22 protein-coding genes are annotated in these 24216 nt (G+C 32.4%); 14 read left to right on the forward strand and 8 right to left on the reverse strand.

The genetic code is table 11. The annotated features are described in order from the left end of the window. Positions 1 to 112 precede the first annotated feature (112 nt). The 10 genes from JOE23_RS16435 to JOE23_RS16480 all read left to right on the forward strand — a co-directional run bounded on the left by JOE23_RS16435 (position 113) and on the right by JOE23_RS16480 (position 9975). On the forward strand, positions 113 to 937 hold the full coding sequence (locus JOE23_RS16435) for a flagellar hook-basal body protein (protein ID WP_204440237.1): 825 nt from the start codon (positions 113 to 115) through the stop codon (positions 935 to 937). 14 nt (positions 938 to 951) lie between these two features. Next, a complete protein-coding gene (locus JOE23_RS16440; protein WP_204440239.1) occupies positions 952 to 1785 on the forward strand; it encodes a flagellar hook-basal body protein in 834 nt (277 codons plus the stop codon). Between the two features lie 13 nt (positions 1786 to 1798). Next, on the forward strand, positions 1799 to 2080 hold the full coding sequence (locus JOE23_RS16445; RefSeq protein ID WP_204440241.1) for a DNA-directed RNA polymerase subunit beta: 282 nt from the start codon (positions 1799 to 1801) through the stop codon (positions 2078 to 2080). 91 nt (positions 2081 to 2171) lie between these two features. Further along, a complete protein-coding gene (fabZ, locus tag JOE23_RS16450) occupies positions 2172 to 2594 on the forward strand; it encodes a 3-hydroxyacyl-ACP dehydratase FabZ (protein WP_204440249.1) in 423 nt (140 codons plus the stop codon). Between the two features lie 819 nt (positions 2595 to 3413). Beyond that, positions 3414 to 3668, forward strand: coding sequence for a hypothetical protein (locus JOE23_RS16455; protein ID WP_204440251.1), 255 nt, complete (start codon positions 3414 to 3416; stop codon positions 3666 to 3668). Between the two features lie 420 nt (positions 3669 to 4088). Beyond that, positions 4089 to 5516, forward strand: coding sequence for a lipid II flippase MurJ (gene murJ / locus JOE23_RS16460; protein ID WP_204440253.1), 1428 nt, complete (start codon positions 4089 to 4091; stop codon positions 5514 to 5516). A 6-nt stretch (positions 5517 to 5522) separates the two neighbouring features. After that, positions 5523 to 7805, forward strand: coding sequence for an O-antigen ligase family protein (locus JOE23_RS16465; RefSeq protein ID WP_204440256.1), 2283 nt, complete (start codon positions 5523 to 5525; stop codon positions 7803 to 7805). A gap of 2 nt (positions 7806 to 7807) precedes the next feature. Beyond that, positions 7808 to 8278 (forward strand): PssD/Cps14F family polysaccharide biosynthesis glycosyltransferase, encoded by a 471-nt coding sequence (gene pssD, locus JOE23_RS16470; protein ID WP_204440258.1) that lies wholly within the window; start codon positions 7808 to 7810, stop codon positions 8276 to 8278. Further along, entirely contained in the window at positions 8275 to 8754 is a 480-nt protein-coding gene (pssE, locus tag JOE23_RS16475) for a PssE/Cps14G family polysaccharide biosynthesis glycosyltransferase (protein ID WP_204440260.1), read from the forward strand. The genes pssD and pssE overlap by 4 nt, the downstream gene beginning before the upstream one ends. A gap of 180 nt (positions 8755 to 8934) precedes the next feature. Continuing rightward, positions 8935 to 9975, forward strand: coding sequence for a glycosyltransferase family 4 protein (locus tag JOE23_RS16480; protein WP_204440262.1), 1041 nt, complete (start codon positions 8935 to 8937; stop codon positions 9973 to 9975). A 59-nt stretch (positions 9976 to 10034) separates the two neighbouring features. Here JOE23_RS16480 and JOE23_RS16485 read toward each other — a convergent pair whose 3' ends face one another. From JOE23_RS16485 to tagD, 3 genes are all read right to left on the reverse strand, one after another. Further along, complete coding sequence (locus JOE23_RS16485; protein WP_204440301.1) at positions 10035 to 10232, reverse strand: transposase; 198 nt, start codon at positions 10230 to 10232, stop codon at positions 10035 to 10037. A gap of 504 nt (positions 10233 to 10736) precedes the next feature. Next, positions 10737 to 11891, reverse strand: a complete 1155-nt coding sequence (locus JOE23_RS16490) for a CDP-glycerol glycerophosphotransferase family protein (protein WP_204440264.1) — start codon at positions 11889 to 11891, stop codon at positions 10737 to 10739. Further along, complete coding sequence (gene tagD / locus JOE23_RS16495) at positions 11884 to 12282, reverse strand: glycerol-3-phosphate cytidylyltransferase (RefSeq protein WP_204440266.1); 399 nt, start codon at positions 12280 to 12282, stop codon at positions 11884 to 11886. Before tagD ends, JOE23_RS16490 begins: the two co-directional genes overlap by 8 nt. A gap of 292 nt (positions 12283 to 12574) precedes the next feature. On the opposite strand from tagD, the gene JOE23_RS16500 reads away from it, so the two are divergent. Further along, the gene (locus JOE23_RS16500; RefSeq protein WP_204440274.1) at positions 12575 to 12805 is read left to right on the forward strand and encodes an IS66 family transposase; all 231 of its coding nucleotides are present in this window, start codon (positions 12575 to 12577) and stop codon (positions 12803 to 12805) included. Between the two features lie 252 nt (positions 12806 to 13057). On the opposite strand, the gene JOE23_RS16505 is transcribed toward JOE23_RS16500, so the two are convergent. Genes JOE23_RS16505 through JOE23_RS16515 form a run of 3 tightly spaced genes read right to left on the reverse strand, consistent with a single transcriptional unit; the run spans position 13058 to position 15462 of the window. Next, positions 13058 to 13783, reverse strand: a complete 726-nt coding sequence (locus tag JOE23_RS16505) for a WecB/TagA/CpsF family glycosyltransferase (RefSeq protein ID WP_204440276.1) — start codon at positions 13781 to 13783, stop codon at positions 13058 to 13060. Between the two features lie 44 nt (positions 13784 to 13827). After that, a complete protein-coding gene (gene tagH / locus JOE23_RS16510; RefSeq protein ID WP_204440278.1) occupies positions 13828 to 14625 on the reverse strand; it encodes a teichoic acids export ABC transporter ATP-binding subunit TagH in 798 nt (265 codons plus the stop codon). 12 nt (positions 14626 to 14637) lie between these two features. Further along, the gene (locus tag JOE23_RS16515) at positions 14638 to 15462 is read right to left on the reverse strand and encodes an ABC transporter permease (protein WP_204440280.1); all 825 of its coding nucleotides are present in this window, start codon (positions 15460 to 15462) and stop codon (positions 14638 to 14640) included. A gap of 213 nt (positions 15463 to 15675) precedes the next feature. On the opposite strand from JOE23_RS16515, the gene JOE23_RS16520 reads away from it, so the two are divergent. Continuing rightward, positions 15676 to 16842: an O-antigen ligase family protein gene (locus JOE23_RS16520; RefSeq protein WP_204440282.1), complete on the forward strand. Its 1167-nt coding sequence runs from the start codon at positions 15676 to 15678 to the stop codon at positions 16840 to 16842. Between the two features lie 42 nt (positions 16843 to 16884). Next, complete coding sequence (locus JOE23_RS16525; RefSeq protein ID WP_204440284.1) at positions 16885 to 19272, forward strand: CDP-glycerol glycerophosphotransferase family protein; 2388 nt, start codon at positions 16885 to 16887, stop codon at positions 19270 to 19272. A 22-nt stretch (positions 19273 to 19294) separates the two neighbouring features. On the opposite strand, the gene JOE23_RS16530 is transcribed toward JOE23_RS16525, so the two are convergent. Both JOE23_RS16530 and JOE23_RS16535 read right to left on the reverse strand, forming a co-directional pair. Further along, complete coding sequence (locus JOE23_RS16530) at positions 19295 to 20476, reverse strand: CDP-glycerol glycerophosphotransferase family protein (RefSeq protein ID WP_204440286.1); 1182 nt, start codon at positions 20474 to 20476, stop codon at positions 19295 to 19297. A gap of 130 nt (positions 20477 to 20606) precedes the next feature. Beyond that, positions 20607 to 22733 carry a CDP-glycerol glycerophosphotransferase family protein gene (locus tag JOE23_RS16535; protein WP_204440288.1) on the reverse strand — a complete coding sequence of 709 codons (2127 nt, stop codon included), beginning with the start codon at positions 22731 to 22733 and terminating at the stop codon, positions 20607 to 20609. A gap of 326 nt (positions 22734 to 23059) precedes the next feature. On the opposite strand from JOE23_RS16535, the gene JOE23_RS16540 reads away from it, so the two are divergent. Continuing rightward, a partial coding sequence (locus JOE23_RS16540; RefSeq protein WP_476692686.1) for an SH3 domain-containing protein occupies positions 23060 to 24216 on the forward strand: 1157 nt, incomplete at its 3' end.

Consider the following 24216-nt stretch of genomic DNA (forward strand, 5'->3'; position numbering starts at 1 on the left):
TGCTAAACCATTATCTTTTTTACTAATAAATTTTAAGAAAAACCACTTTAATTTGCGAAATTTGTGATAGAATAGACTTATTATTTGTCGTAAATTGAAAGGAAGTGGCCAATTGCTAAGAGGATACTATACTGCAGCAAGTGGTATGACAACGCAACAACGTCGCCAAGATACATTATCAAATAATATAGCTAATGCACAAACCCCTGGTTTTAAACAAGATGAAGCAGCTGTGCGTGCATTTCCTGAGTTATTAATTAAGCGAATGGGGCAAGAGAATCTACCGACGACACGTCAGTTTTCTGTTCCCCACGACCAGAATATTGGATCAATCAACACAGGTGTCTATGTTCAAGAGACGATTGCGGATCATCAACAAGGTGGTTTGCAGGAGACAGGGATGACAACGGATATGGCATTAGTTAATGGCATTATCCCTGATGAGATGGGAAGCATTTTCTTTACTGTGCAGAATGCTGCTGGTGAGGAACGCTATACGAGAAATGGGAATTTTACCATTGACGGTGAAGGTTTTTTGACCACTAATCAAGGGTATTACGTACTAGACCAAGCGGGTGAACCTATTTTTACTGACGGTCAATCGTTCTCGGTAACAAGTGAAGGTATTGTTGAAGTTGGTGATCAAGCTATTCCTTTAAATATAGCTTACACAGCGAATGTAAATGATCTTATTAAAGATGATGAAGATCTTTTTACACTAACAGATGAAGCGGGTGAAATGGTCGATGCACGAGGCCTTGCTGGCTTATCCTTTTCTGTTGAGCATCGTTTTCTAGAAACGTCTAATGTTGACCAGGTCCAAACGATGACGAACATGATGCAAGCATATCGTTTGTTCGAAACCAATCAACAAGTATTACGTGCGTATGATCAAAGTATGGATATCGCAGTTAATCAAATTGCGCGTTTGACTTAAGGAGTGATCAATAAATGAGTAGGATGAATGTTCAAGCTGCTGTGACAATGAATCAGCTGCAAAATAAAATTGATGTTATTGGTCATAATGTGGCTAATTCTAGTACAACAGGCTACAAGAACCGTTCCGCCAATTTTACCTCATTACTCTATCAGAATATTGATAATTTTAGTGATGTAGAGGCTAACGCGACCGGACGTGTAACGCCACACGGTATTCGCCTTGGGTCAGGTGCTAGATTAGGTCATACAAATATCGACTTGTCCGCAGGTGCGATTAATACGACTGAAAGAGGTTTAGACATTGCTTTACTTGAAGATAACCACATGCTGCAAGTAGAAGTAACTGAGAATGGTGTGACAGAAACACGCTATACACGTGATGGTGGCCTCTATTTACAACCGTTTGGAGATAACCAACTGATGCTTTCAACAAGTGAGGGGCACCCTGTTATCGGACAAACGGGTGGACCGATTATTTTTGATGATAATATAGAAGACATTTCGATTAACAATGCCGGACAAATTATTGCTCGCCGTGGTGGTCAAGAAGTCATTGAAGGTCAATTAGCTATTGTTGAAGCGATTAGACCCCAATTTCTCGAAGCAACAGGGGGTAACTTATTTCGTCTACCTGATATTACTGATGAGGCTTATGTGGCGGCGGATATTATTGGTGATGTTGCCGCTATCGATAATCAAATTCAAAGTGGAGCACTAGAATTATCAAATGTTGACCTTTCAACACAAATGACTGAGTTAATTCAATCTCAACGTGCTTATCAGTATAACGCACGTACAATTACAATGCATGACCAGATGCGAGGACTTGTTAATCAATTACGCTAAGGAGTTTCAATTTATGCAACAGACAGATCAAAATAAGGAAAGCAAAGCTAAGCAAGGAGATAAACAAACACGTCGCCAGAAGCGAAAAGAGGAAAAACGACAGTCGACAAAACAACCGTTACGTCGGATTTTCCCCATTTGGCTACGTATTATTGTTATCTTTTTACTTTCGTTTCTTGCCTTAATTGTAGGTATGATCGTCGGTTTTAGTGTCCTTGGAGATGGTGAACCGTTAGATGTATTGCAATTTGAATTTTGGCAACATATTCTTGATATTATTACTGGTGTTGAATAAGAAGCGGATAAGCAGATTAATGTTGTCGTTAATCTGTTTTTTTCTATGATGACGAAAAATGGCCATATATTAATGAAAGGTAGTGAATGAAATGCTTGATATTGAACAAATTAAAGCAACCATACCACACCGATATCCTTTTTTACTTGTAGATGAAATTACTGAAATTGAAGAAGGGAAGCGTGTGGTCGGCAAGAAGAATGTAACGATTAATGAACCGTTTTTTCAAGGACATTTCCCTGAATATCCTGTTATGCCAGGTGTATTAATTGTTGAAGCACTTGCTCAAACAGGAGCGGTTGCTATGCTTAGTAAAGAAGAGAACCAAGGGAAAATTGGTTTCCTTGCAGGTATTGATAAATGTCGATTTAAACGTCAAGTTAAACCGGGAGATACGCTAACCTTAGAAGTAGAAATCACTCGCCTCAAAGGACCGATAGGTAAAGGGAAAGCAACGGCATCTGTAGCAGGTGACCTCGCTTGTGAAGCAGAAATTATGTTCGCCATTCAATAAAAACTCTTATCAAGCGATAAGAGTTTTTTTGCGGTTGTATACTATTTGACGTTGGTGAAGGGAATTCTCCATTTCATGCGTTTGTGAAATGGGGGTAGACTTTCGTTAACGTCTTTTCTATTTCTCTAAAAATAGAAATGGGTTCGGTCATCCAGTGATTCGCTTTCCGCAGGCACGGCTTCAGCTAACTCATGTGCGCACAAAACGCGCACATGAGTGGATCTTCAGCTCGTGCTATTCCTGCAGGAGTCTCATCACTTCCTGACCGAACCCCTATGAATTTACGTGTAGATAGCTAAGTTAAGATCTATTGAATCGAAATCAGCCCAAAATGCACCTAACCAAACAAACATTCACTTATAAAATCGGCAAAAATTCTCACCAACGCCATTTGACAAAGAACCTTTTTTGCACGTTAAGGAGGTATAAAACGAACCTTCAATCGCCCTTTCTCATTGATTATTAGTTGAGTGGATCAGACCATTAGCATCCGTTATCGACCGCCTCAATAGATGATCAGAGTTGAACGATTTACGGACGGTTATCTGTGATAAAGCTTTAACGAAGAAACAGAAATCTTAAATTGCTAAGTATAAGGAAAGTTAATCCAGTCGCTAATGGATTAAAGAATCCAATTATTCTGATTTTGTCACCTACTACGTTAATTCCAGATAGAAAAAGTTAATATGCTCATTTCCTTTAACCACACGGAAACTAAATTTACCGATCATGACATAATAAAGTAATAAATCATGATTATAAATGTTAAACAAGGGCAAACTAACTACTGCAAAAATAAATGAAAAGAGGTGACATATATTGCTTAATAAACTTTTGATGTCGTTAATGATGATCGGGTTATTATTAGGTTGCGCCCAAGAAGACGAGCCGGCACCTGATGATCAACCGGTAGAAGACGAAATGCAAGATGATATGGATAATATGGAAGAAGAAATGGAAGATAATCTTGAAGATGAAGAGATGGATGAGGAAGAAACCGACCCTAATACAGATGAAACAGATGAACCATCTGATATGGGTGATGAAGAGATGTTAGACGATGAAGAAGAATAAGGATAGAGAACAAAAGAGATAATTGAACAAAAAAGTATTTTCAAGACATGAATAATTATTTATGGGTAGAAAATGTTATCAATATAACTTTTTTGAAGTCAACTGTCCTTCACAAATGAAGACTATAGGCTAAACCTAGTCAATGGAGCTTAGAAATATAGTCTATTTATATTCTATAGAGGATTTTCAGTTCTTTCTAAAGCAAACTACGCAAAAAATGTAATCGCTATATACCAAAAAAAATATTTTGAGTAGCGCTACTATCCTCATATGTTGTAGATCCTGTCACAAAAGTGATCGAATGGTAACTAGAATAAATTCAGTTACTATTGGATCACTTTACAGGTTTACTTTTTTCTATGTGAAATCTAATTTTGTTATCTAATAAGTAAATGATTATTATTAAGGATGGTTATATAAGTGAGTGGTATTTCTGTTAAAAAATCATTTTTATTTGCTTTTATCATATTACTTATTAAGACGATGGCGGTTATTCGTGACATTGTGATTGCGTATTATTTTGGAGACTCCTACCAAGCAGATGCCTTTTTAGCTGCATTCGTATTAGTTAACATGATCTATTTGATTTTTACAAATGGCATGAAAAATATTTTTATTCCAGGATATATGAAGGCCATAACTGATAAGAAAGAATCAGATTATACGACATCAATTTTATATGGGACCTTAATTATAAGTTCCATATTAGTAGGCATTTTATTGATTATATATCCATCTATAATTTCATATATTTACCCAGATCGATCAGATATTATGATATCAATTATTCGTCTACTCCTTTTTGCAATAATAGGTGTTGCAATTAATTCGGTTCTAGAGTCTTATTTTGAAGCTAAAAAATCTTTTATCATTTCAGCGCTTTCACAACTAATGGTTTTATCTATTATGATTTTATTTACATTTCTTTTTCAACATCAATTAAACATTTTTGTTTTACCTTATGGATATTTATTAGGTGTTATAATATCTCTTCTCTTTAAGTTAATTTATTCAAAATCTATTATCAAAAAAAAGTTATCACTTAAAACCGTCAAAAATTTTTATTTTAGTTACCCCCCAATAGCATTAACAGTAATGGTTGGACAAATTAATTTAGCAGTCGATCAGTATTTTGCTTTTAGCTTTGGTGAAGGTGTCGTCACTTATTTGAACTATGCTAAAAACCTTGTTCATCTTCCTCAATCATTAATTGCAGCTGTAGTAGCCACATTAATTTTCCCTTCCATTTCCGAAGCTTATGCAAATAAACACTATATTAACTTTATGAAAAATATTAAACAAGGACAGCTCATGATTTTAATATTGCTCATACCATCAATTGTTGGTATGGCACTGTTAATGCCAGAGGTTGTCGCCTTCCTATATCAAAGAGGCGCCTTTAAAATAGAAGCAACATATGCTACAGCTACTGTGGCATATTACTATTTAGGTTCTGTTTTTTTTTATAGTACAAACACCTTAATTGCAAATGGTCTTTATACGCTGAATAAAGGCTGGTATTTGATGTGCCTTGGTTTAATCTCAATATGCATAAATGTTTTTTTGAATTATATTTTAGTTAATCAAATAGGTTATATTGGGATTCCTCTTGCTTCTTCATTAGTTGGTGGTTTCTATGCGTATGCTTCTTATCGTATGTTTGTTAAAGACACTAAGCAGATTTATACGAAAGGCTTTAATATTGTGTTGTTAAAGATTGTTTTATCCACTCTAATCATGGCAGCGGTTATATTATCTATATATAATTTGCCTTTAATAATTAAAATAATAGTTGGTGTTTTTGTTTACTTTATTTCTATTTTTTTCATGAAAATAAAAAGAAGGTGAGAAAAGATGAGAAAATTTCAATTTGACTATAAAAGCTGTTTTCTTCTATTTACACTACTACAGCCGATCATTGACATTACCGTACTACAATTCAATATAATACCATCACTAATAAGAGGTCTATTTTTAATATTAACGGTTATTTATCTTTTAAAAAAGAAAAAAACACGAATTTATCTTATTTTGTTAAGCAGTTATGTATTTTTACATATTTTTATAATTACTTTATTAAAAATTCCCCATGATCTATCAAATGAAGTCTTATATATAGTAAAAACTATATACTTTCCAATTCTTTTACTGATGTTTTCAGATTTACCAAAAGGTAAAGATTTGATGAATATAGCACTTATAAACATGTTAATCATTCAATTTGTTATGTTAACTGCGGCAATTACAGATTCAACCAAGTCAACATATGACATGTTAGCTAAAAAAGGCCACACAGGTTGGTTTTTTTCAGGTAATGAATTAAGTGTTATTCTCTTGATTGGACTTTCATTTATTATATTATCAATAATGTTGTCAATGTCGCATCGACAACTCATTTTAAGGTCAGTTATGTTAGTCACTCATGTAACAGTCATGTTAACTGTTGGAACAAAGGTAAGCCTGTTCAGTATTTTTATCATTTTAATAATTGCAATAGCATGTGAAATTTTTATTGAAAAAAAAAGAAAAGGAGCCATTTTCTTTGTTCTTTTTTTAATAGGTATTTTATTTATCTATCCTTACACGCCGGTTTCCAATAATTCACAATGGATGGATAGTGAGAGTTACAGTAATCACACAAATCAAAATCAAGATTATACAACAGTTAATCAAATGTTAAGTGGAAGAAGTGATTTTCTTATTCAATCGACGAATCAGTTTCGGGAAGCCGGATTTTTATTTAAAGCATTCGGAATGGGATACGGCGGATTATATCAAGAATCACCAAAATTAGTGGAAATGGATGGTTTCGATTGGTTATTTGGCTTTGGTGTGTTCGGAGTGCTTATACTGACTTACCCCTTAATTATGACATTTATTGAATTGTTTGTTTATCTGCAAAGAAAAATAAATACCAAAAGTGTCATTCTTACTGCAACTGTTTTGCTTACTTTAGGAGCCGCACTTACTGCTGGACATGTTCTTTCTTCACCAGCAGTAAGTATATATTTAGTCATTACACTTGCGTTATTGAGAGAACATTTAATACCTGAAAATGAATTAAGAGTACTTGTCATTTCAACGATGTATCCAAGTCAAAAAAACCCGTCTTTTGGTATCTTTATTAAGAATCAGGTTGAGTTACTACGTAAGAATAATATAAAAGTTGATGTTATATCAATAAAATCTCTAAAAATGGGCAAAATTAAAGTAATACCAAAATACACAATTTGGTCGATTAAAAACTTCTTAGCTCTATTGTATAAAGGCAAGCATTATCATGTTATTCACGCACACTATATTTTTCCAAGTGGTTGGTATGGAAAGTGGTATAAAAAACTATTTAAAACAAAGTTTTTAGTTACGGTACATGGTGGAGATGTTGATAAAATGCCGAAAAAACATAGATGGATAAGAAATGAAAGTGAAAGTATTTTGGCAAATGCAGATCATGTCATAGCTGTTGGGGAGATGTTAAGAAAAAGTTTGAAAGAATCATTTAACGTAAATTGCAAAAAAATAACAGTCTTGAACATGGGAGTGAATCGGTATGTTTTTAAGCCAGGTCATAAAAATGCTGCCAGAAATGAGCTTGGTCTTAATCAAAATAAAAAAATCATCCTGTTTGTTGGTAATTTAATAAAAACAAAAGGCTTAGATGAATTAGTTTCAGCTTTAAATGGATTAACACTTGATATGGATTTTGAGTGTCATTTGATAGGAGCGAACAAAGAACCCCAATTTTTAGAAGAAACACTTAGTAAGGCACGATCATCAACTTATGTGCATAAGGCGATTAATCAAGAACAGATAGCTAGGTGGCTTGTCGCATCAGATGTATTTGTCCTCCCCTCTCATATTGAAGGCTTCGGCTTGGCTGCATTAGAAGCAATGGCTTGTCGAACGCCTGTAGTAGGAACAAGGGTTGGTGGTTTGGCTTATCTTTTAGCTGGTGGATCAGGTCTTGTCGTACCAGCTAAGGATACAAAAGCTTTAAAAATGGCTATTGAAAGGGTTCTAACAGATACTAATATTAGGCGTTATTTGGTGAAAATGGGAGATAGAAAAGCTGAAAAATTTGATCAAGAGAAATTAATTACCAAACTCATTCACTTATATCACAACAAGGAGCCATAAACATGAAGAAAAAAAAATTATTATTAATTGCTTCAATAGGAGGACATCTTACCCAATTATTACAATTAGAAACTTGGTTTAAAAATTACCAATACCATATTGTTACAGAAAGGTCTATTATTAGCAGAAAACTATCAAATCAATATCCAATATCCTTATTGCTACAAGGTGGACGTAATTATCCAGTAAGATATGTATTTAAATTATTTTTTAATACAGTTAAGTCACTTTTGATTTTCTTAATTAAACGTCCAGATATTATTATAACAACTGGGGCGCATACAGCGGTGCCAATGTGCTATTTGGCAAAATTATTCAGACGTAAAGTGATATTTATTGAAAGTTTTGCTAAGTCATCTAGTCCAACACTTTCTGGAAGACTTGTCTATCCTATTTCTGATTTGTTTATTGTGCAGTGGGAGTCTATGAAAGAAGTATATCCAAAAGCGGTATATGGGGGGTGTGTCTATTGATATTTGTTGTATTAGGCACACACGAACTAGCATTTACTAGGCTTCTAATAGAGGTGGAAGCTTTAATTGAAGAGAATATTATTAAAGATAAAGTCATTGTCCAAGCCGGACACACTAAGTTTAGATCTGACTTTATGGATATAATACCATTTGTTAGTTATAAACAAATGGATGAATGGTTTAATGATGCACATTATATCATTTCACATGCTGGAACGGGTTCAGTATTAACAGCGTTAAAAAAAGGAAAGACAGTCATTGCTGTGCCTCGATTGAAAAAATTCAAAGAACATAATGATGACCATCAGTTGCAATTAATTAATGTGTTAGGTAATGAAGGACATATAATCCCATGTCAAGATATTAATGACTTAAAAAGAGCTGTGCAAATGGCTCAGTCTTTTCAGCCCAAACCATTTAAATCGGGTAAGGAAAAGCTATGTATGATATTACAGAATTTTATTGAACAGTATTAGTTAAGCATAATCAAATAATATTCATCAAATTACACATAAATTCCATGCTTTATTGTTAATAATGTGTTATAGTATGAAATGAGCTAACTTTACATTAAATTTACTGAAACCATAAAAAGTCTTTACATTTTAAATAAATAGATAAACGAATGAATGCGCAAGGGTCTGAGGAGGAGAAAAATGGAATTACAACTTGGAATAGCTATATGCTTCATATTAGCTTTAACTATAACCCCTATTGTGAAAAAAATAGCTTTTATAATTGGAGCTGTTGATAGACCTAATAATAGAAAAATTCATGCTAAAATTATGCCTAGATTAGGTGGGTTGGCAATATTTTCAAGTTTTATGATAGGCTTCTTCATTTTCAATCCTGACAGTCCCTATGTTTGGTCGATTTTAATTGGTGCGATTTTAATCACCGCTATTGGCATCATAGATGATGTTTATGAGCTAGCTGCTCGATATAAATTTTTCGTTCAAACTATCTCTGCATTAGTTGTTGTATTGGGTGGTGTTGAAATTACCTACGTAAATTTACCTTTTGATTATGCAATTGATTTAGGGTATTTAAGTATTCCTATTACAGTCCTATGGATCGTTGGAATTACCAATGCAATTAATTTGATTGATGGTTTAGATGGACTAGCCGCTGGTGTATCAACGATTGCACTTATTACGATAGCTGGTTTAGCTTTATCGCTAAGCGATATGTTTGTTGCGTTTGTTAGTTTATTATTGATTGGAAGCACACTTGGATTTCTTGTGTTTAATTTTCACCCAGCAAAAATATTTATGGGTGATACAGGTGCGTTATTCTTAGGTTACATGATTGGTGTTCTTTCGGTATTAGGATTTAAGAATGCAACCTTATTTTCCTTAATTGTGCCAATTGCCATACTAGGGGTGCCGATTTTAGATACAATTTTTGCAATTATTAGGCGTGTGGTGCATAAAAAGCCATTATATGCACCAGATAAAATGCATTTGCACCATTGCTTATTTAATTTAGGTTTTAGTCATCGCCAAACAGTTATTCTCATTTATGCTATGAGTGCTTTGTTTAGTATAGCTGGTGTTATTTTTAATCAATCAACAATGTGGGGAACGACGATTACTTTTTTTTCTATGAGTGTATTAATTGAGCTTGTTGTAGAAATGACAGGACTTGTAAGTGAGAACTATCGACCTTTATTAAACCTATTAGGAAAAAGAAAGTAATTACACAAACATTCAAGTGCGCTCAGGCGGCTTGAATGTTTGTTTTTTATGCGTTTATTTTATTCAACATCTTTTAATTTAAAATGTAAAATAATACGATAACGATAGTTCCGAAAGCTTCTGTAGCCATGTACCACACGACTGAAAATCTTAATCTTATGATTGGTGCCCTCAATTCGCCCAGTTTTGTATGGATAGCGGAAGCTGTTCGCAATGTATGGTAAATGCTTTTGTTTAAACGTAGATAGGTTTTGTATACGTCGTTGATTGGTAAAGTGACCTGGGAGCGTTTTTTATAACAAAAGCCTCTTTCTTCATAGCACGTGCAAGCGCCTGGTGTATATGTGAGTGTGCCCTTTTGCATAACGACACGGCTAGTCTTTCTTTTCCCCTCGAGACGGATTCGTTTTAAACGTAATTGTATGATGAGTGCTTTCTTTCCTGGATAGGTTTTCGTCGACCTTAATTCTACAAGAATTGCCCTTGCCTTCTATATCTACACGTATATTCATAGGGATTCGGTCAAGAAGTGACAAGATATCTCCAGGAATAGCACGAGCTGAAGATCCACTCAGAAAGCTATCTTTGCTATACTTAGTGGAAGGGAAGATTAGACTAAACTCGTCACGTCGTGTAACAACGTCTAACCGACCTACATCCTGTGTAAGCCCGAAGCTGTGCCTGTGGAAAGCAAACTTTGCATGACCGAACCCATTTCTATAATTAGAGAACTATGAGTTTCCTGTTGTACAACCTCTAGACTATTGATTATAAATGAATTGAATAATTTTTTGACTTGAATCACCCGTTGAATATTCATTCCATTTTTCCGAAAATAATCGAACCTTTTCTAAATCAAAAGTATTTTCTTTAATTATTCTGATAATATCACTTGTATTGCTAGCGATAGGACCAGGTACATTTTGGCGATAGTCTTCCCAAAACCCTCTTTCTTTCTGATATGCCTTCAAATCATAACTATAAAAAATCATTGGTTTTTTTAATATAGAAAATTCAAACGGAATAGAAGAATAGTCCGTAATTAGAATATCTGTAATGGTTAACCATTCATTTACATTAACTGCATTTGAAGCATCAATGATAAATTCATTATTGATGAATTTGCAATGCTTCCGTACAGCTGGATGTAATTTCAGAATAAGTATATGACTATCTTTAAGTTCTTGAGATAAACGATTAATATCTAATTGAACACTGGCCTGAATTAAATCATCATTTCGAAATGTCGGGGCATAAAGTATAATTTTCTTATTTTTAGCAATGGGATATTGTTTCAATAACTTTACTTTAGTTTTAGTGATTTTCTCTTGATCAAAAAAGAAATCGGTACGTGGTATGCCAGTTCTAACTATACTATTGTTAGATAAATTAAAGCTTTCTTTGAAGATATTTGACATTTTTTCTGAACCTACTACTACATAATCAAAGCGATTATATACATTATAAAAACGCTTTTGGGCGCTCTTTGTTCTATTCTTAATCGAAGGATCTTTAAGTCCAAATTTTTTAATTGCTCCAGCAGCATGCCAAAGTTGAACACATTTAACGTTATGTTTGAAACGCATAACACTTAAGCACCCAAAGTAATTATCTAAAAAGATGACTTTTGACGTTGCTAAATGGTAAATCGCTCGAATAAAATGAACAATATTGTAATCCTCAAATGGTAATACAGTTTGCCGTTTTATATTTTGAAAAGAAATTCGACAGCTTGAGCTTGTTAAAACAATAATTTGATCATTAGTTAATTCTAGGCAGGCACGTCTTACATAATCAATATTATCACCGAACGAAGCTAAGAAAGTTGTTTTTTGTTTTTGTGGGAAAAGTTTAAAAATCATGAATAAAACATGACAAATAAACAAATAGCTAGAGATAATTAATTCTCTAGCCATTGTTCACAGTTTGCATATCTTTTTTGATTTTTGTGGTAGAAATACCAATCGTACGCGGTAAGTAAATAACTTCACAATAGTCTTTCAAAAAATCAAATTTACCGTGCCAATCATCTCCCATTACAAAAGTATCTATATGATGTTTTCTAACATCATCGATTTTCTGCTCCCATTGATGCTCAGGAATTACCTGATCGACATATCGAATAGCTTCTAATATCATTTTACGTGTTTCAAAATTGTGATATGCTTTCTTACCTTTTATGGCATTAAATTCATCTGAAGATATAGCAACAGTTAAATGATCACCTAATGCTTTTGCGCGGCGTAAAATATTGATATGACCGTGATGTAACAAGTCAAATGTACCGTATGTGATTACCTTTTTCATGTGTATCCTCCTATAATATAGATAGCTAATTGGCTTAAATATTATGGCATCTTTATTATCTGTTATTTATTTATTTTAATCCATTTATTCTTGATTTACAAGTATATATATATAGTTTTAATAAATATTGGTTATGACTCAGTTAATTATATATTTTGTTTTTTATGGGATAATAAAAACCGGATCTACGTCTAATGTTTGGGTAGGGGTACTTTCTCCGAAGCATCTACGTGTTTATATTGAGGGGGAAGTCATACGCGTAGACTTCATCAAGCATATCGTTTAAAGTCAAATGCATGTATTCAAACAATTACTTTTAGGAAAAGGACTCGTTTACGCAAAAAAACAGAAAGCGTATCTGATGAATGTAATATTAGATGGTAACTTAAATTTATCTAATAATTTTGCGGAGCGTACCATTCGCTCTTTCGATGTTGAATGGAAAGCTTGGTATTTTTTTACGATAGCTACATTAAAAGATTATAACGTAATTCTTATAGAATCAAAAGCTTTGGGAGACTGAAGAAGAAGGTCTTGTGGCAATAGAAATGTAGAAGGTGGTGGGAGCATAGCCCACCACCGCATTTGACAAAGAACCCAATTCATCTGAGAACCTTGTAACTAGGAAGCCGGGAATGATGGTGTTTACAAAAGCTGCCGTATGGCAAGGCTTTCAACACTAAATAGCGATAAACCATTTTAAAATTCTACTGTACTGACTAAGATCAAACTCGTAACCTATCATTCATTATTATGATAGAATGGGAGGCAAGTGTTAATACTTATTGATTAAAATCCGTAAAAGAAACTCAAATACTTTTATAATTCTTTTCCATCTTTGTGGTTGCTTAATTAGCCTATAAAGCCATTCTAAATTAAATTTAATCCAAACATTTGGTGCTCTCTTTACTTCCCCCGCAACTACATCAAAACTACCTCCTACTCCCATAAATGTTCCTTTATCAAATCGATTAATATATTGAGCAATCCACTGTTCTTGTTTAGGCATTCCTAATGCAACAAAAATGAAATCTGGATTTGACTGCTTTATTTTTTCACAGATAGTCTCATCATTTAATTCAAAAAAACCATGATGATGTCCGGCAACTATTAATTTAGGGTAACGTTGTTTGATTTTTGAAACAACCCTTTGATTCACCTCAGCATTAGCTCCTAAAAAATAGCAACTAAGTTCCATAGCTTCAGCATATTCCACAAGCGATAACATCAATTCGTAGCCAGGTATTCTTTCCGACAAGGATTGTTTTAAACGTTTTGATGCAAGTACTACTCCAATACCGTCAGCGACAATATAGTCAGCACTTAGTACAGCATCTTTATAACGCTTGTTCGCTTTTGTTAACATAACAATTTCAGGGTTTGCAGTTACAATAAACTGTTTTTTTCCACTATCAATATTTCGATATAAGTCCTCATTTAGCAGTTCTTCTTTAGTCTTATTAATAAAAGGTATATCCATTATTTCAACTTGCTCAGTCATTATCTCTACTCCCAACAGTTCGAGCTTATATAAAAAAGCAGAGGTCAACTTAGCCCAACATTCTTATCGCTTAACATCTCTTTTTTATATGCTTTTTTCTCTGTTTTTGTCATTTTCTTGTACTTTTTAAGAAATTCCTCATAATGTAAGACCACATCGTCAGTAGGTCCATATTCTTTTAATTTGCCATACTCCAACCACAAAATTTTATCACAAAACGTTTTAACCTGATTTAAAGAATGACTGACAAAAATCATGGTTTTCCCTTGAGATTTAAACTCTTCCATTTTCGTTAAACTTTTTTCTGCGAATGCTTTATCACCAACGGATAACGCTTCATCAATGATTAAGATATCTGGATCAATAGTTACAGAAATAGCAAAACCAAGCCTCGATTTCATCCCACTAGAATACGATTTTACCGGCTGATCAATAAATTCTTCTAATTCTGAAAAGTCAATGATTTCAGCTTCCATATATTTAATTTCTTTTTTTGAGAAACCAAGCATTAAACACTTCAATTCAATATTTTGCCTGCCAGTCAAATCACCTTTCAAACCTGAAGCCACAGCAATAAGTGAAGCTTGTCCAGTCAACTTAACTTCGCCCATGGTTTGTGGAACAATGCCAGCTATAATATTTGATAATGTTGACTTCCCAGATCCATTAATCCCTAAAAAGCCAATAACATCACCTTGATTAGCAACAAAGTCAATATCTTTTAGTGCCCAAAAGTCTTTACCATAACTTTTAGGTAAGATTAAGTCTTTAATTCGTTCTTTAGAATTACTATATAATTTATACTTCTTTGATACATTATAAATTTCAATTGATTTAGTCATGATATCCCTTCTTTATACAAAGTCAATAAAGTGTTTTCTGAATTTCAGATGAAGAAATGCTCCAAATGAAAATAGCATGGACGTGATGAACCAAAAATACAGTGTGTATGGCCAAAATTCAACAAGATGCCAGCCCAAGCCAAAAAAGCTATAACGATATCCTTCGATTAGGTAATACAAAGGGTTCAACTTTATTATAGTGTCAATAATATCATTCTCAATGGTGCCGATATTCCATAAGATTGGAGAGATGTATAGGCCCATTCTCAAGATTGACTGTAAGAACATTTGTACATCCCGAACAATCGTTGATAAAGTAGACATAACCAATGCTAATGAAAAAGTAAAAGCAAATAATCCAAATAAATAATAAACAAATTGAACATAGTATATATTGACATAGTAGCCTGCAACATTAAGAATTAAAATCGTTATTATAAACATACCAATATGCGTATAATAACGCCCCATCACAATATAATTCGGTATAATACTCATCGGAAAGTTCATTTTCGATAACATTTTTATCCGTGTGTATATTGCTTTGGACCCCTGTATAATTGATTGATAAAAAAAGAGCCAGATAATCATTCCAATTATCATCCAATAGATGAAAGGAACGTGTAAGTTTTCTGCTAACTCTATATCTTCTCTTTGACGAATACCATAGCCAAATACAAACCAATAGATTGCAATTTGAAAAACAGGATTAATTAATTCCCATGCCATCCCAAGGTAATTATCATTATTTTTACTCTTCAATTCATACACTGAAAGACGTCTAATTAAATAGAAGTATTTAAATTGTTCTGTTAATATAGTTAACGCAGATTTCATTTTTCTACCTACCTTAAATTTTGCTTCAAATACTTCTTGCATTATACTAGTTATTTTAGCAAAAGACAATCAACTCTTTTGTTTAAGTGTACAAAAATTTAACATTAAAAGAATTTACCTTCATTTAAATTTAGTGTATCTTTATATTATTACTTATATTAGTGCAAACTAAAACTTGTACGTCTTTAGTATCGACAGGAGTGTTAACTATCCATGAATGGCACAATAAAATTATCCCGAGTAACACATATTTATATCATCTTGTTACTTTTACTTAATATATTTAGCCTAAGCACAGTTGAATCATTAAGAAGTATCGGACGCCTATCTATTCAAACCTCGTTAATTAGTTTCGTTATTATTTTTGCAGTTTATTTAATGCGAGGTTATTATTCATCTAAGTTAATGTTTGTTTACATAACTGTATTTCTATTTATTAAAGTACAAATCATAAGCTTTATAGTAAATAACGATTCAGGTTATCTTTTATTGTTCAATGTTATAGCTACATTCATCTTTATTATTTTGTCTGTACAAGTTAAATGGGATCGTTATTTATTTATTGGTCTTGGTTACGTCATATCGTTGCTTATTATTTTACTATTTATTGATTGGAACACAGCGCAGTACACTACACATCGTTTCCAGAGTATATTTAGAAATCCTAATGCCTTGGCTATTTTTATTTTTTGTTCATTATATTATCAAATAATGGCTGCGTATGCTGTTAAAAAAATAGCATTGAAGATATATTTTTTGTTGATTTTATCAGTAAGCATCGTATTATTACTTTTTACAAATTCTCGATCAGTTTTAATTGCAATTGGAATTATTATAATTGTTACGATCGTACAAATGTATAAGCCTAGAATATTGAAATATCTATTTTTAGCTGCAATGTTTTTTAATGCCAGCTTTCTATTTATTTATGTGAAGCTATACAACACAGCCATTGGTGATTTCATTAACAATATATCCTTGGCGTTATTTGATAAAAATTTCTTTAGTGGGAGGGAAGACATTTGGTATAATGTCTGGCAGCATATTGAACAGTCTTTCTTAATAGGATTCGGTATTAGTGCAAATGCTCGTTCACTAAATGAATCCGGTTATACGACACACAACCAGTACCTTCAAACATTTTTAGAGACGGGGATCCTTGGTTTTATCGTTTTTGTCTTTTTTTTATTCGCCATATGGAGGTTATTGTTAAATAGTCAAAATAGTCTTGAAGGACGATTGTCCACAAGTTTCTTCATAGGAATCCTTATATATAGCAGTTTTGAATTAACTCTATTTCAAAATAATTTTCAAATTGGACTCCTTCAATGGGCGATCATTGCGACAGGAATTGATCTTAGAAATAAAAGAAATAATTAAAATAATTTATACATACACTTAACTTTAGAGAGGATGTTTGTGATGTATGCAAAATTAAATAAGGTAACTTATGATCAGCAGAGCATTAAATTACAAGGTCAATATAATATAAATGCTTTAGATCCAACAGGTATTAAATTAGTTAAGAGAAAAAGTGAAATAACTTCTACTTATTTAATTAACCATGCAAGTGATCAAACATGGACGGCCCTAATTGATATCAATGCATTTCACATTGATAATGGAAAGTGGGATCTGTATTTAATAGGCGATCAATTTGATCCGATACGTGTTAGCGTGGATAAAAATTTTGCCGACTCCCGATTTCCTATAATTATTAATAGCCAACTAGGAAAGCAATTCATCTGCTATTCAACAAAGTATCAAAACTGTTCAATTCAACTTACGCAATTACCTATTTGTTTGGAAAATTATACAACAGTTGTTAATGAAGAAAAGTCTATTGTTGTTAAAGGTACGCTATCTTCAGATTTAATAGATATACATAATATAAAAGGTATTGATTTACTTATTTATCCTAAAAAAGATCCTACACAATATTTCGTCATAACAGTCAACATCTCAACCAATCAGGATTCCTTATCTATTATGTTTAACTTATTGTATTCACAGTTAATAGATATGTCCCATTTAAGTAAAGGTAAGTGGAACATCGATATATTAATAAAAGAAAATAATCGAACATTTAAAGCTAAGTTGTTTGTGAAAGATGAGCAGATTAAACCTAATACTTCCTTATTGATTGAACAAGACACACTTAAAAAGGTATACCTTTACTCAACAATTAATGACTATCTATCACTAGGCGTAGAAAAAATAAAAATAAGCAATGATCTTAGTCTTTGTCAATTTAACAAATCGCATCTTAAAATCCAAGGCTATGCCTATTTAAAAGGTCTTCCGCAAGATAACAGCTACGAATGTAAACGTAAGTTGATAATCAGAGATAGAGCATCTGGAGCTATTTTATACGATGAACCTTTATCCCAAACAAACCATTTAACTTTTAATGATCAACATAAGCATTATCCAAAAGCAGAATTTGCTATTGATATTCCGCTAAAATCATTGTTACCTAAGTTAGGGCTGGGGCATCACATTATAGATATTTGGGTTGCTTTCGATTATCGTTCCTATCATTTTACACAAAAGATCGGTTTTACGGATCATGATTATAAGAAAGACTATTTTGAACAGTATCATAAAACTTTAATAAACAATCGAGTATCTATGACTTATATTGCAACAACACCATATGGAAATATAAAACTACTAAACTACACACATTCTATCGTTAATTATTTGATTCTTAAAAGTGAGAAGATATTATATCAATTTTCCAAAAGACAAATTTGGTTGATTGGTGAACGCCAAGATACTGCTCAAGATAATGGCTATCATTTTTTCAAGTATTGCAGAGAAAATCACCCTGAAATTGATGTTTATTATATAATTGATAAATCATCAAAAGATTATAAGAGAGTAGATCCATTAGGGAATGTCGTTAGCTATGGTAGTTCTAAACATTATCGACTTGCTTGTCAGGCAACAAATTTCATTGGCACACATGATTTAGAATATATACTACCAATACCTGGTTTTGAACTGACATCTTATCGGAAAGGGAATCGTATCTTTCTTCAACATGGCGTACTAGGAAGAAAAAATGTTGAATATCATAGAAATTATTATGTTCATCCATTCAATTTATTCTTTGTTAGCTCTAAAGAAGAAAAAAAATTAGTACAGCAAAAATACTTTTATCCTATAGATGATATAAAAATAACAGGACTATCACGTTTTGATGCTTTAAAGCACAATAATCAAAGCAAAAATTCTATTTTATTAATCCCTACTTGGCGTGAATGGATTACTACGGAAAAACAATTTCTTGAATCTACTTATTTTAAAAGATACTTAGATTTAGTAACAAACACTAAGTTGAATGATTTACTAGAAAGACATAATATAACAATCGATTTTTATCCGCATTATAGAATGCAACCATACATCAAGCATTTTGAATCTATTAATAATAAGTCGATTAATATTATTAAGATTGGTGACGTACATGTTCATGATTTAATTAAGCAAAACCAATTGATGATCACTGACTACTCTTCAGTTTCTTTTGATTTTAGCTACATGAGTAAACCCATTATTTTTTATCATTTTGATTTTGATCGTTTTTTTAAAAAGGGGATTTTAAGACCTGTCGAAGACACATTTCTTGGGGACATAGCGAACAATGAAGAGCAATTAATTGATTTTATAGAAGAGTACATTGAAAGAGATTTTAAAGAAAAAAGCAAAGTTACCGATAACAAAGAAATCATCTTAGAGCATATCGATGCAAAAAATAATGAACGTATCTATAATGAGATTATAGAACGATTGAACAAACAATAGGTGAGCGCATGAGTGCACTCGCCTATTTATTATGAAGTATAGTGTCGACAACTTGAGCTGTTGCACGGCCATTCTCTAGTGAACAAAATTCAGTAATAAATGCCTCATATTTTTCTGGTGGGCTGTACCGATTAAAATCAATTTGTTTTAATTCTTTTAACAATTGGTCATTGTCTTGTATTAATGGACCAGGTGCTATTTGTTCAAAATCAAGGTAAAAACCTCTTAATTCTTGACGATACGCCTCAAGGTCATAAACAAAAAATATTATCGGTCGCCGTAAATTAGCATAATCAAAAAATACTGATGAATAATCGGTAATCAATAGATCTGAAATGAGATATAAATCACTGATATCAGAGTAAGAAGAGAAATCATAAACAAATCCTTTATACTTATCAATATTTAAGTTCTCAGAAACAAGGTAATGCATACGAAGTAAAACAATAAATTCGTCTCCTAATTCCTTGTTAAGATTATCTAAATCTAATTCTAAATTGAAACTATACTTACCTCTACTAAAATACTGATTGTCGCGCCATGTAGGTGCATATAAAATAACTTTTTTATTCTGAGGTAACCCCAGCTTAGTTAATCGTTCTCCCGTATTGTCTTTAGAATTAATTAAACAATCATTTCTTGGATATCCCACTTCAATGATTTCTTGATCAAAGTGAAAAGCACGCCTGAAAATATCCGTGGAATAACGGTTAGGTGAAACAAGGTAATCCCATTTTGAAGCTTCTTTTGTAAAATTATGTTTATATTGTAATGTTGTTGTTCCAGGCATTTTCACATCCTCAATATCTACACCTAGTTTTTTCAGAGGTGTTCCATGCCAAGTTTGCACGTAAATCGTTGATTTCGGCTTTGGAATCCATAAAGGGAGTCTGCTATTTGTTATCCAATACTTTGCTCGCCCCATATAGAGTAGCCATTTAAATGAAAGACGATTAATTGATTTTACTTGAGCGTGCTGTTTCGCTATAGACTTATTAAAGCTCCAGTAGAGTTTATAATCAGGGAAATGCTTACTCATATATTCATAAATTGCGCGTGGATTATCACTAAACTGCTTACCTAAAAAACTTTCGAAGATAACCAACTTCTCATCTTTGGGAAGAAGGGAAATAATTGAGAAACTGATATAATACAATTTAGGTACTACATTTTTTCTGAAAAAATTAAAGATAAGCTTTTTCAATATTATATCTCTTCCTTTCAATTTCTAACATCTTATTACCTAATCCTTGAGGTGAAGATTTTACGGACGGTTATTTGTGATTTTCTCTAAAAAAATGTTGGCTGACTTATCATTCCATCATCTGCATGTTTCACCTTAATTTCCCAAAAACTTTATTGACTATTTCTTCTGATGCATTTCCATTATCCCATTTGCAAAAAGTATGATAAAACTTTTCATATCGTTGGCGATATGAATCTTGAACTTGGTCAATTTCGTTAATAGCTTTAATGACCTGTTGAGTATTGTATAAGAGAGGACCAGGCACCTCGGTTTTTATATCAATATAAAAACCTCTTAACTTATCTCGATATTTTTCTAAATCATATGTGTAAAAGAGAATTGGCCTTTTTAAGTGAGCATAATCAAAAAATACAGACGAATAATCAGTAATTAATATATCGGAAACAAGATAAATTTCTGCTATATCATCATAATTTGAAAAATCAAAAGCAAAACCACTATACGGACTTATATCTAGTTCATTCGCTATAAAATAATGCATCCTTAGTAATACAACGTAATCAGATGAAATCGATTGACGCAATGCTTCTAAATCCAATTCTAAATTGAATTCATATTTACCACGTGCAAAGAATTGATCATCTCTCCAAGTCGGAGCATACAGAATGACTTTTTTATTTGTAGGAATGTTCAATTTATCTTTTAAATTTTTTATATAAGTTGAATGGTTGTTTTTGTATAATAGATCATTTCTAGGATAGCCATACTCTAGCATTTTCTTATCATATTTAAATGCTCGTCTAAAAATATCAGATGAATATTGATTTGGAGAAATTAAGTAATCCCATCTTCGCGACTGAACAAAAAAATCTCTCTTGTAATTTGGATTAGCAGAATGTATATCTTTCATATCAAATACTAATTGTTTTAGTGGTGTACCATGCCAAGTTTGCAAGTAGATATTATCAGGGTGTTTATCAAACCTTTTAGGAATTCTAGAATTACTAACCCAATATTTAGCCTTTGCTAAGTAATAATAATACTTTAAACTAAATCGTTTTACCTGTTTGGCGTTGCCTGGTATAGCTTTTCCTACTTCATTAAATACCCAAACGTATTTGTAATCATAATTATGTTTAAGCATGTACTCATAAATGTACTTAGGGGAATCTGAATAGTTTTTTCCTAAAAAACTTTCAAATAACACTAATTTTTCATCAATGGCTTTTTTAATGAAAAATTGACGATATAAGTAAGTATAGAATTTTTGTTTGCTTTTTAATCCCCATTTTAATAATCTGAGTTGATTGTGTGTATTAATTATTTTTTTATACTTTTTTAATTTATTACTCTTTATTGCATTGATCTCTCGCTTTAAAATTAAAGATTTATTTGTTAATGCATGAGGTTCCAACTTTACAACACATTGTTGCAAAATATGAAATTGCTGATCTATTTTATCATGATCTCGAAAATAAAGGATAATAGCCCTTCGATAATAGTTTAAAAATTGATTATCTATATATGTTAATGCTTTCTGAGATAAATGTTTTTTATTCTTAACAGTTGTCAAAACAGATGCGAAACACTTTATTTTCTCACCCATATCTTCTTGCATTAATGATGGTGCATCAATAGGGTTATCCCTTCTTCTCTTATAGTAAATAGCAGTTTTACAATACGCCATTAACGGTGTACTAGAAATAATATCAGTGATCATCGTTAAATCAGAAAAGTACCTCTCACTTTCACTAAAACGTAGCTTTTGCTGTCTAATGACATCTACATTAATTAGCGTATTTAAAATAGATCTATTTTTAAATAATTTAACTCGTTTCCCTTTATAAACACTTATCTCTGAAGATTCAATTTCCTCATTTCGTGTAAGAAACTTAGTCACACTAATATTTTTACCTGAAATTACATTATACTCTTGACTATACCTAATAAGTTTTTCTAAAGCTTGGCGATCGAGAAAATCATCACTATCTAAAAAAAATACATAATCGCCTGTCATCTGTTGTAAACCAATATTTCTAGAAGCTGCCACGCCTAATGTTTGTCTATTTTGAAACATTTTAATACGTGGATCCCTTTTCATGAAATCATTGATTATTTCTACGCTTTTGTCATCAGAAGCATCGTCTATAATTATAATTTCTAGGTAAGGATATGTTTGATTTATAATTGAAGTTAGACAATCTTTTAAATAAAGCTCTGTATTATATACAGGGATAATTAATGAAATTTTCACCAAATTACTCACCCTTACATTTTTCTTTACATTATATCATAATTTTCTACAAGTGAGTTTTGATGATTATTGTTTTATCCAAATATTCGATTAAGTTAATCATTTTTTTACATATAACTTGTCAATTTTTTTTTTTCGACATTTATCTTAACAAAAATCTCTTTTTCTGAGATAATGACATTGTAGACTATCAAACTAATATAAGGGGGGTGTATATCTCATCATAACCGATAGTTTTCACAATAATAGGTTAATTACTGTGGAAAAATGCTTAATTAACAGTTGAGTATTTTCAAACACGTTTACCCTATGGAGGCTTAGTTTCGGTGAGAAAATTAAATATGCTAAAAAAGTTAATTGTTCTATCTCTTGTCTTTCTAATTGGTTTTTATCAAGTTCCGCTATCCGTACTGGCTAATACAACAGTAGAAACGGAGAGTCTTGAAGAAGAATTAGAGGTTTTGGAGGAAGAAATAGTTAGAGTTGTTATTAGTGATGGAGATACTGTGGATTTATACGCTGAACCGTCTACTGAAAGTGAGATTGTTCATCTAATCCCTCATGAATCAGAGGTTACTTTGGTCATTGACGAAGATGATTATTCTGAAACCGAACATGATTTCAGTAAAGTAGAATTCGTGTCAATCAATGAAAGCGACGAAAACGAATATTTTTTGGGTTTCATTGAAAATGATTATCTTTATACACTTGATGAAGTTGAATCTGTTAAAGAGAATAAAGAAGATGAACAAACTGATTCAGCTTTAATAGATGAAGACAATAACAGTGTTGAAGAAGATTCAACGGAACAAGTTTTAGAATCTGATGAACAGAATGTTGATAGCAGCGAAGAAGAGAAGGAACAAGAAGAGATAGATACTGAAGAGGATGATGAAGAAGAATTTACAGAAATGTCTATCGCTTCTATACAAAGTAATTCTTCAGCAGAAACCTTAAATGGAGTAGCTCTAAAAGATCGAACACCTGTATACAGTGAACAATCTACGAGTTCAACTGTACTAAGAGATTATAGTCAAGGTACTATATTGCTATACCAGTCTTTAAATAGCACTTGGTATCAGGCTTTAGTTATTCTGAATGGTGTTCGTACCACAGGGTACATTCATCGTGATGATGTTGAAACGCTTGATCTATCTAATCAGCAGTCACTTCAAGGTCTTAGCAAGCTTAATTCAACTCATGTTTATTCACAGCCATCTACGAGCTCTAGTACTTTAAGATCCTATAATGCTGGGAGACTCTTAATGTACAAAACTTTTTCTAATGAATGGTATGAGGCAGTTGTCATTATTAATGGGCAACAACAGACAGGGTACATCCATAAGGATCATGTTGAAACCTTTGATCGCTCTAATCAGCAATCACTCCAGGGTCTTAGTTCACGTGATAAAACCCATGTTTATTCACAGCCATCTACGAGCTCTAGTGCATTAAGATCCTATAGCCCGGGTCGCCTTTTGCA

This window comes from Amphibacillus cookii (assembly GCF_016908375.1).
Taxonomy (GTDB): Bacteria; Bacillota; Bacilli; order Bacillales; family Amphibacillaceae; genus Amphibacillus_C; species Amphibacillus_C cookii.

Excerpts from the sequence above, each read along its gene's own strand:
- JOE23_RS16440 (WP_204440239.1), top strand. The coding sequence starts at position 952 with ATGAGTAGGATGAATGTTCAAGCTGCTGTGACAATGAATCAGCTGCAA.
- JOE23_RS16445 (WP_204440241.1), top strand. The coding sequence starts at position 1,799 with ATGCAACAGACAGATCAAAATAAGGAAAGCAAAGCTAAGCAAGGAGAT.
- fabZ (WP_204440249.1), top strand. The coding sequence starts at position 2,172 with ATGCTTGATATTGAACAAATTAAAGCAACCATACCACACCGATATCCT.
- JOE23_RS16465 (WP_204440256.1), top strand. The coding sequence starts at position 5,523 with ATGAGAAAATTTCAATTTGACTATAAAAGCTGTTTTCTTCTATTTACA.
- pssD (WP_204440258.1), top strand. The coding sequence starts at position 7,808 with ATGAAGAAAAAAAAATTATTATTAATTGCTTCAATAGGAGGACATCTT.
- JOE23_RS16480 (WP_204440262.1), top strand. The coding sequence starts at position 8,935 with ATGGAATTACAACTTGGAATAGCTATATGCTTCATATTAGCTTTAACT.
- JOE23_RS16490 (WP_204440264.1), bottom strand. The coding sequence starts at position 11,891 with ATGGCTAGAGAATTAATTATCTCTAGCTATTTGTTTATTTGTCATGTT.
- tagD (WP_204440266.1), bottom strand. The coding sequence starts at position 12,282 with ATGAAAAAGGTAATCACATACGGTACATTTGACTTGTTACATCACGGT.
- JOE23_RS16500 (WP_204440274.1), top strand. The coding sequence starts at position 12,575 with ATGCATGTATTCAAACAATTACTTTTAGGAAAAGGACTCGTTTACGCA.
- JOE23_RS16505 (WP_204440276.1), bottom strand. The coding sequence starts at position 13,783 with ATGACTGAGCAAGTTGAAATAATGGATATACCTTTTATTAATAAGACT.
- tagH (WP_204440278.1), bottom strand. The coding sequence starts at position 14,625 with ATGACTAAATCAATTGAAATTTATAATGTATCAAAGAAGTATAAATTA.
- JOE23_RS16515 (WP_204440280.1), bottom strand. The coding sequence starts at position 15,462 with ATGAAATCTGCGTTAACTATATTAACAGAACAATTTAAATACTTCTAT.
- JOE23_RS16520 (WP_204440282.1), top strand. The coding sequence starts at position 15,676 with ATGAATGGCACAATAAAATTATCCCGAGTAACACATATTTATATCATC.
- JOE23_RS16525 (WP_204440284.1), top strand. The coding sequence starts at position 16,885 with ATGTATGCAAAATTAAATAAGGTAACTTATGATCAGCAGAGCATTAAA.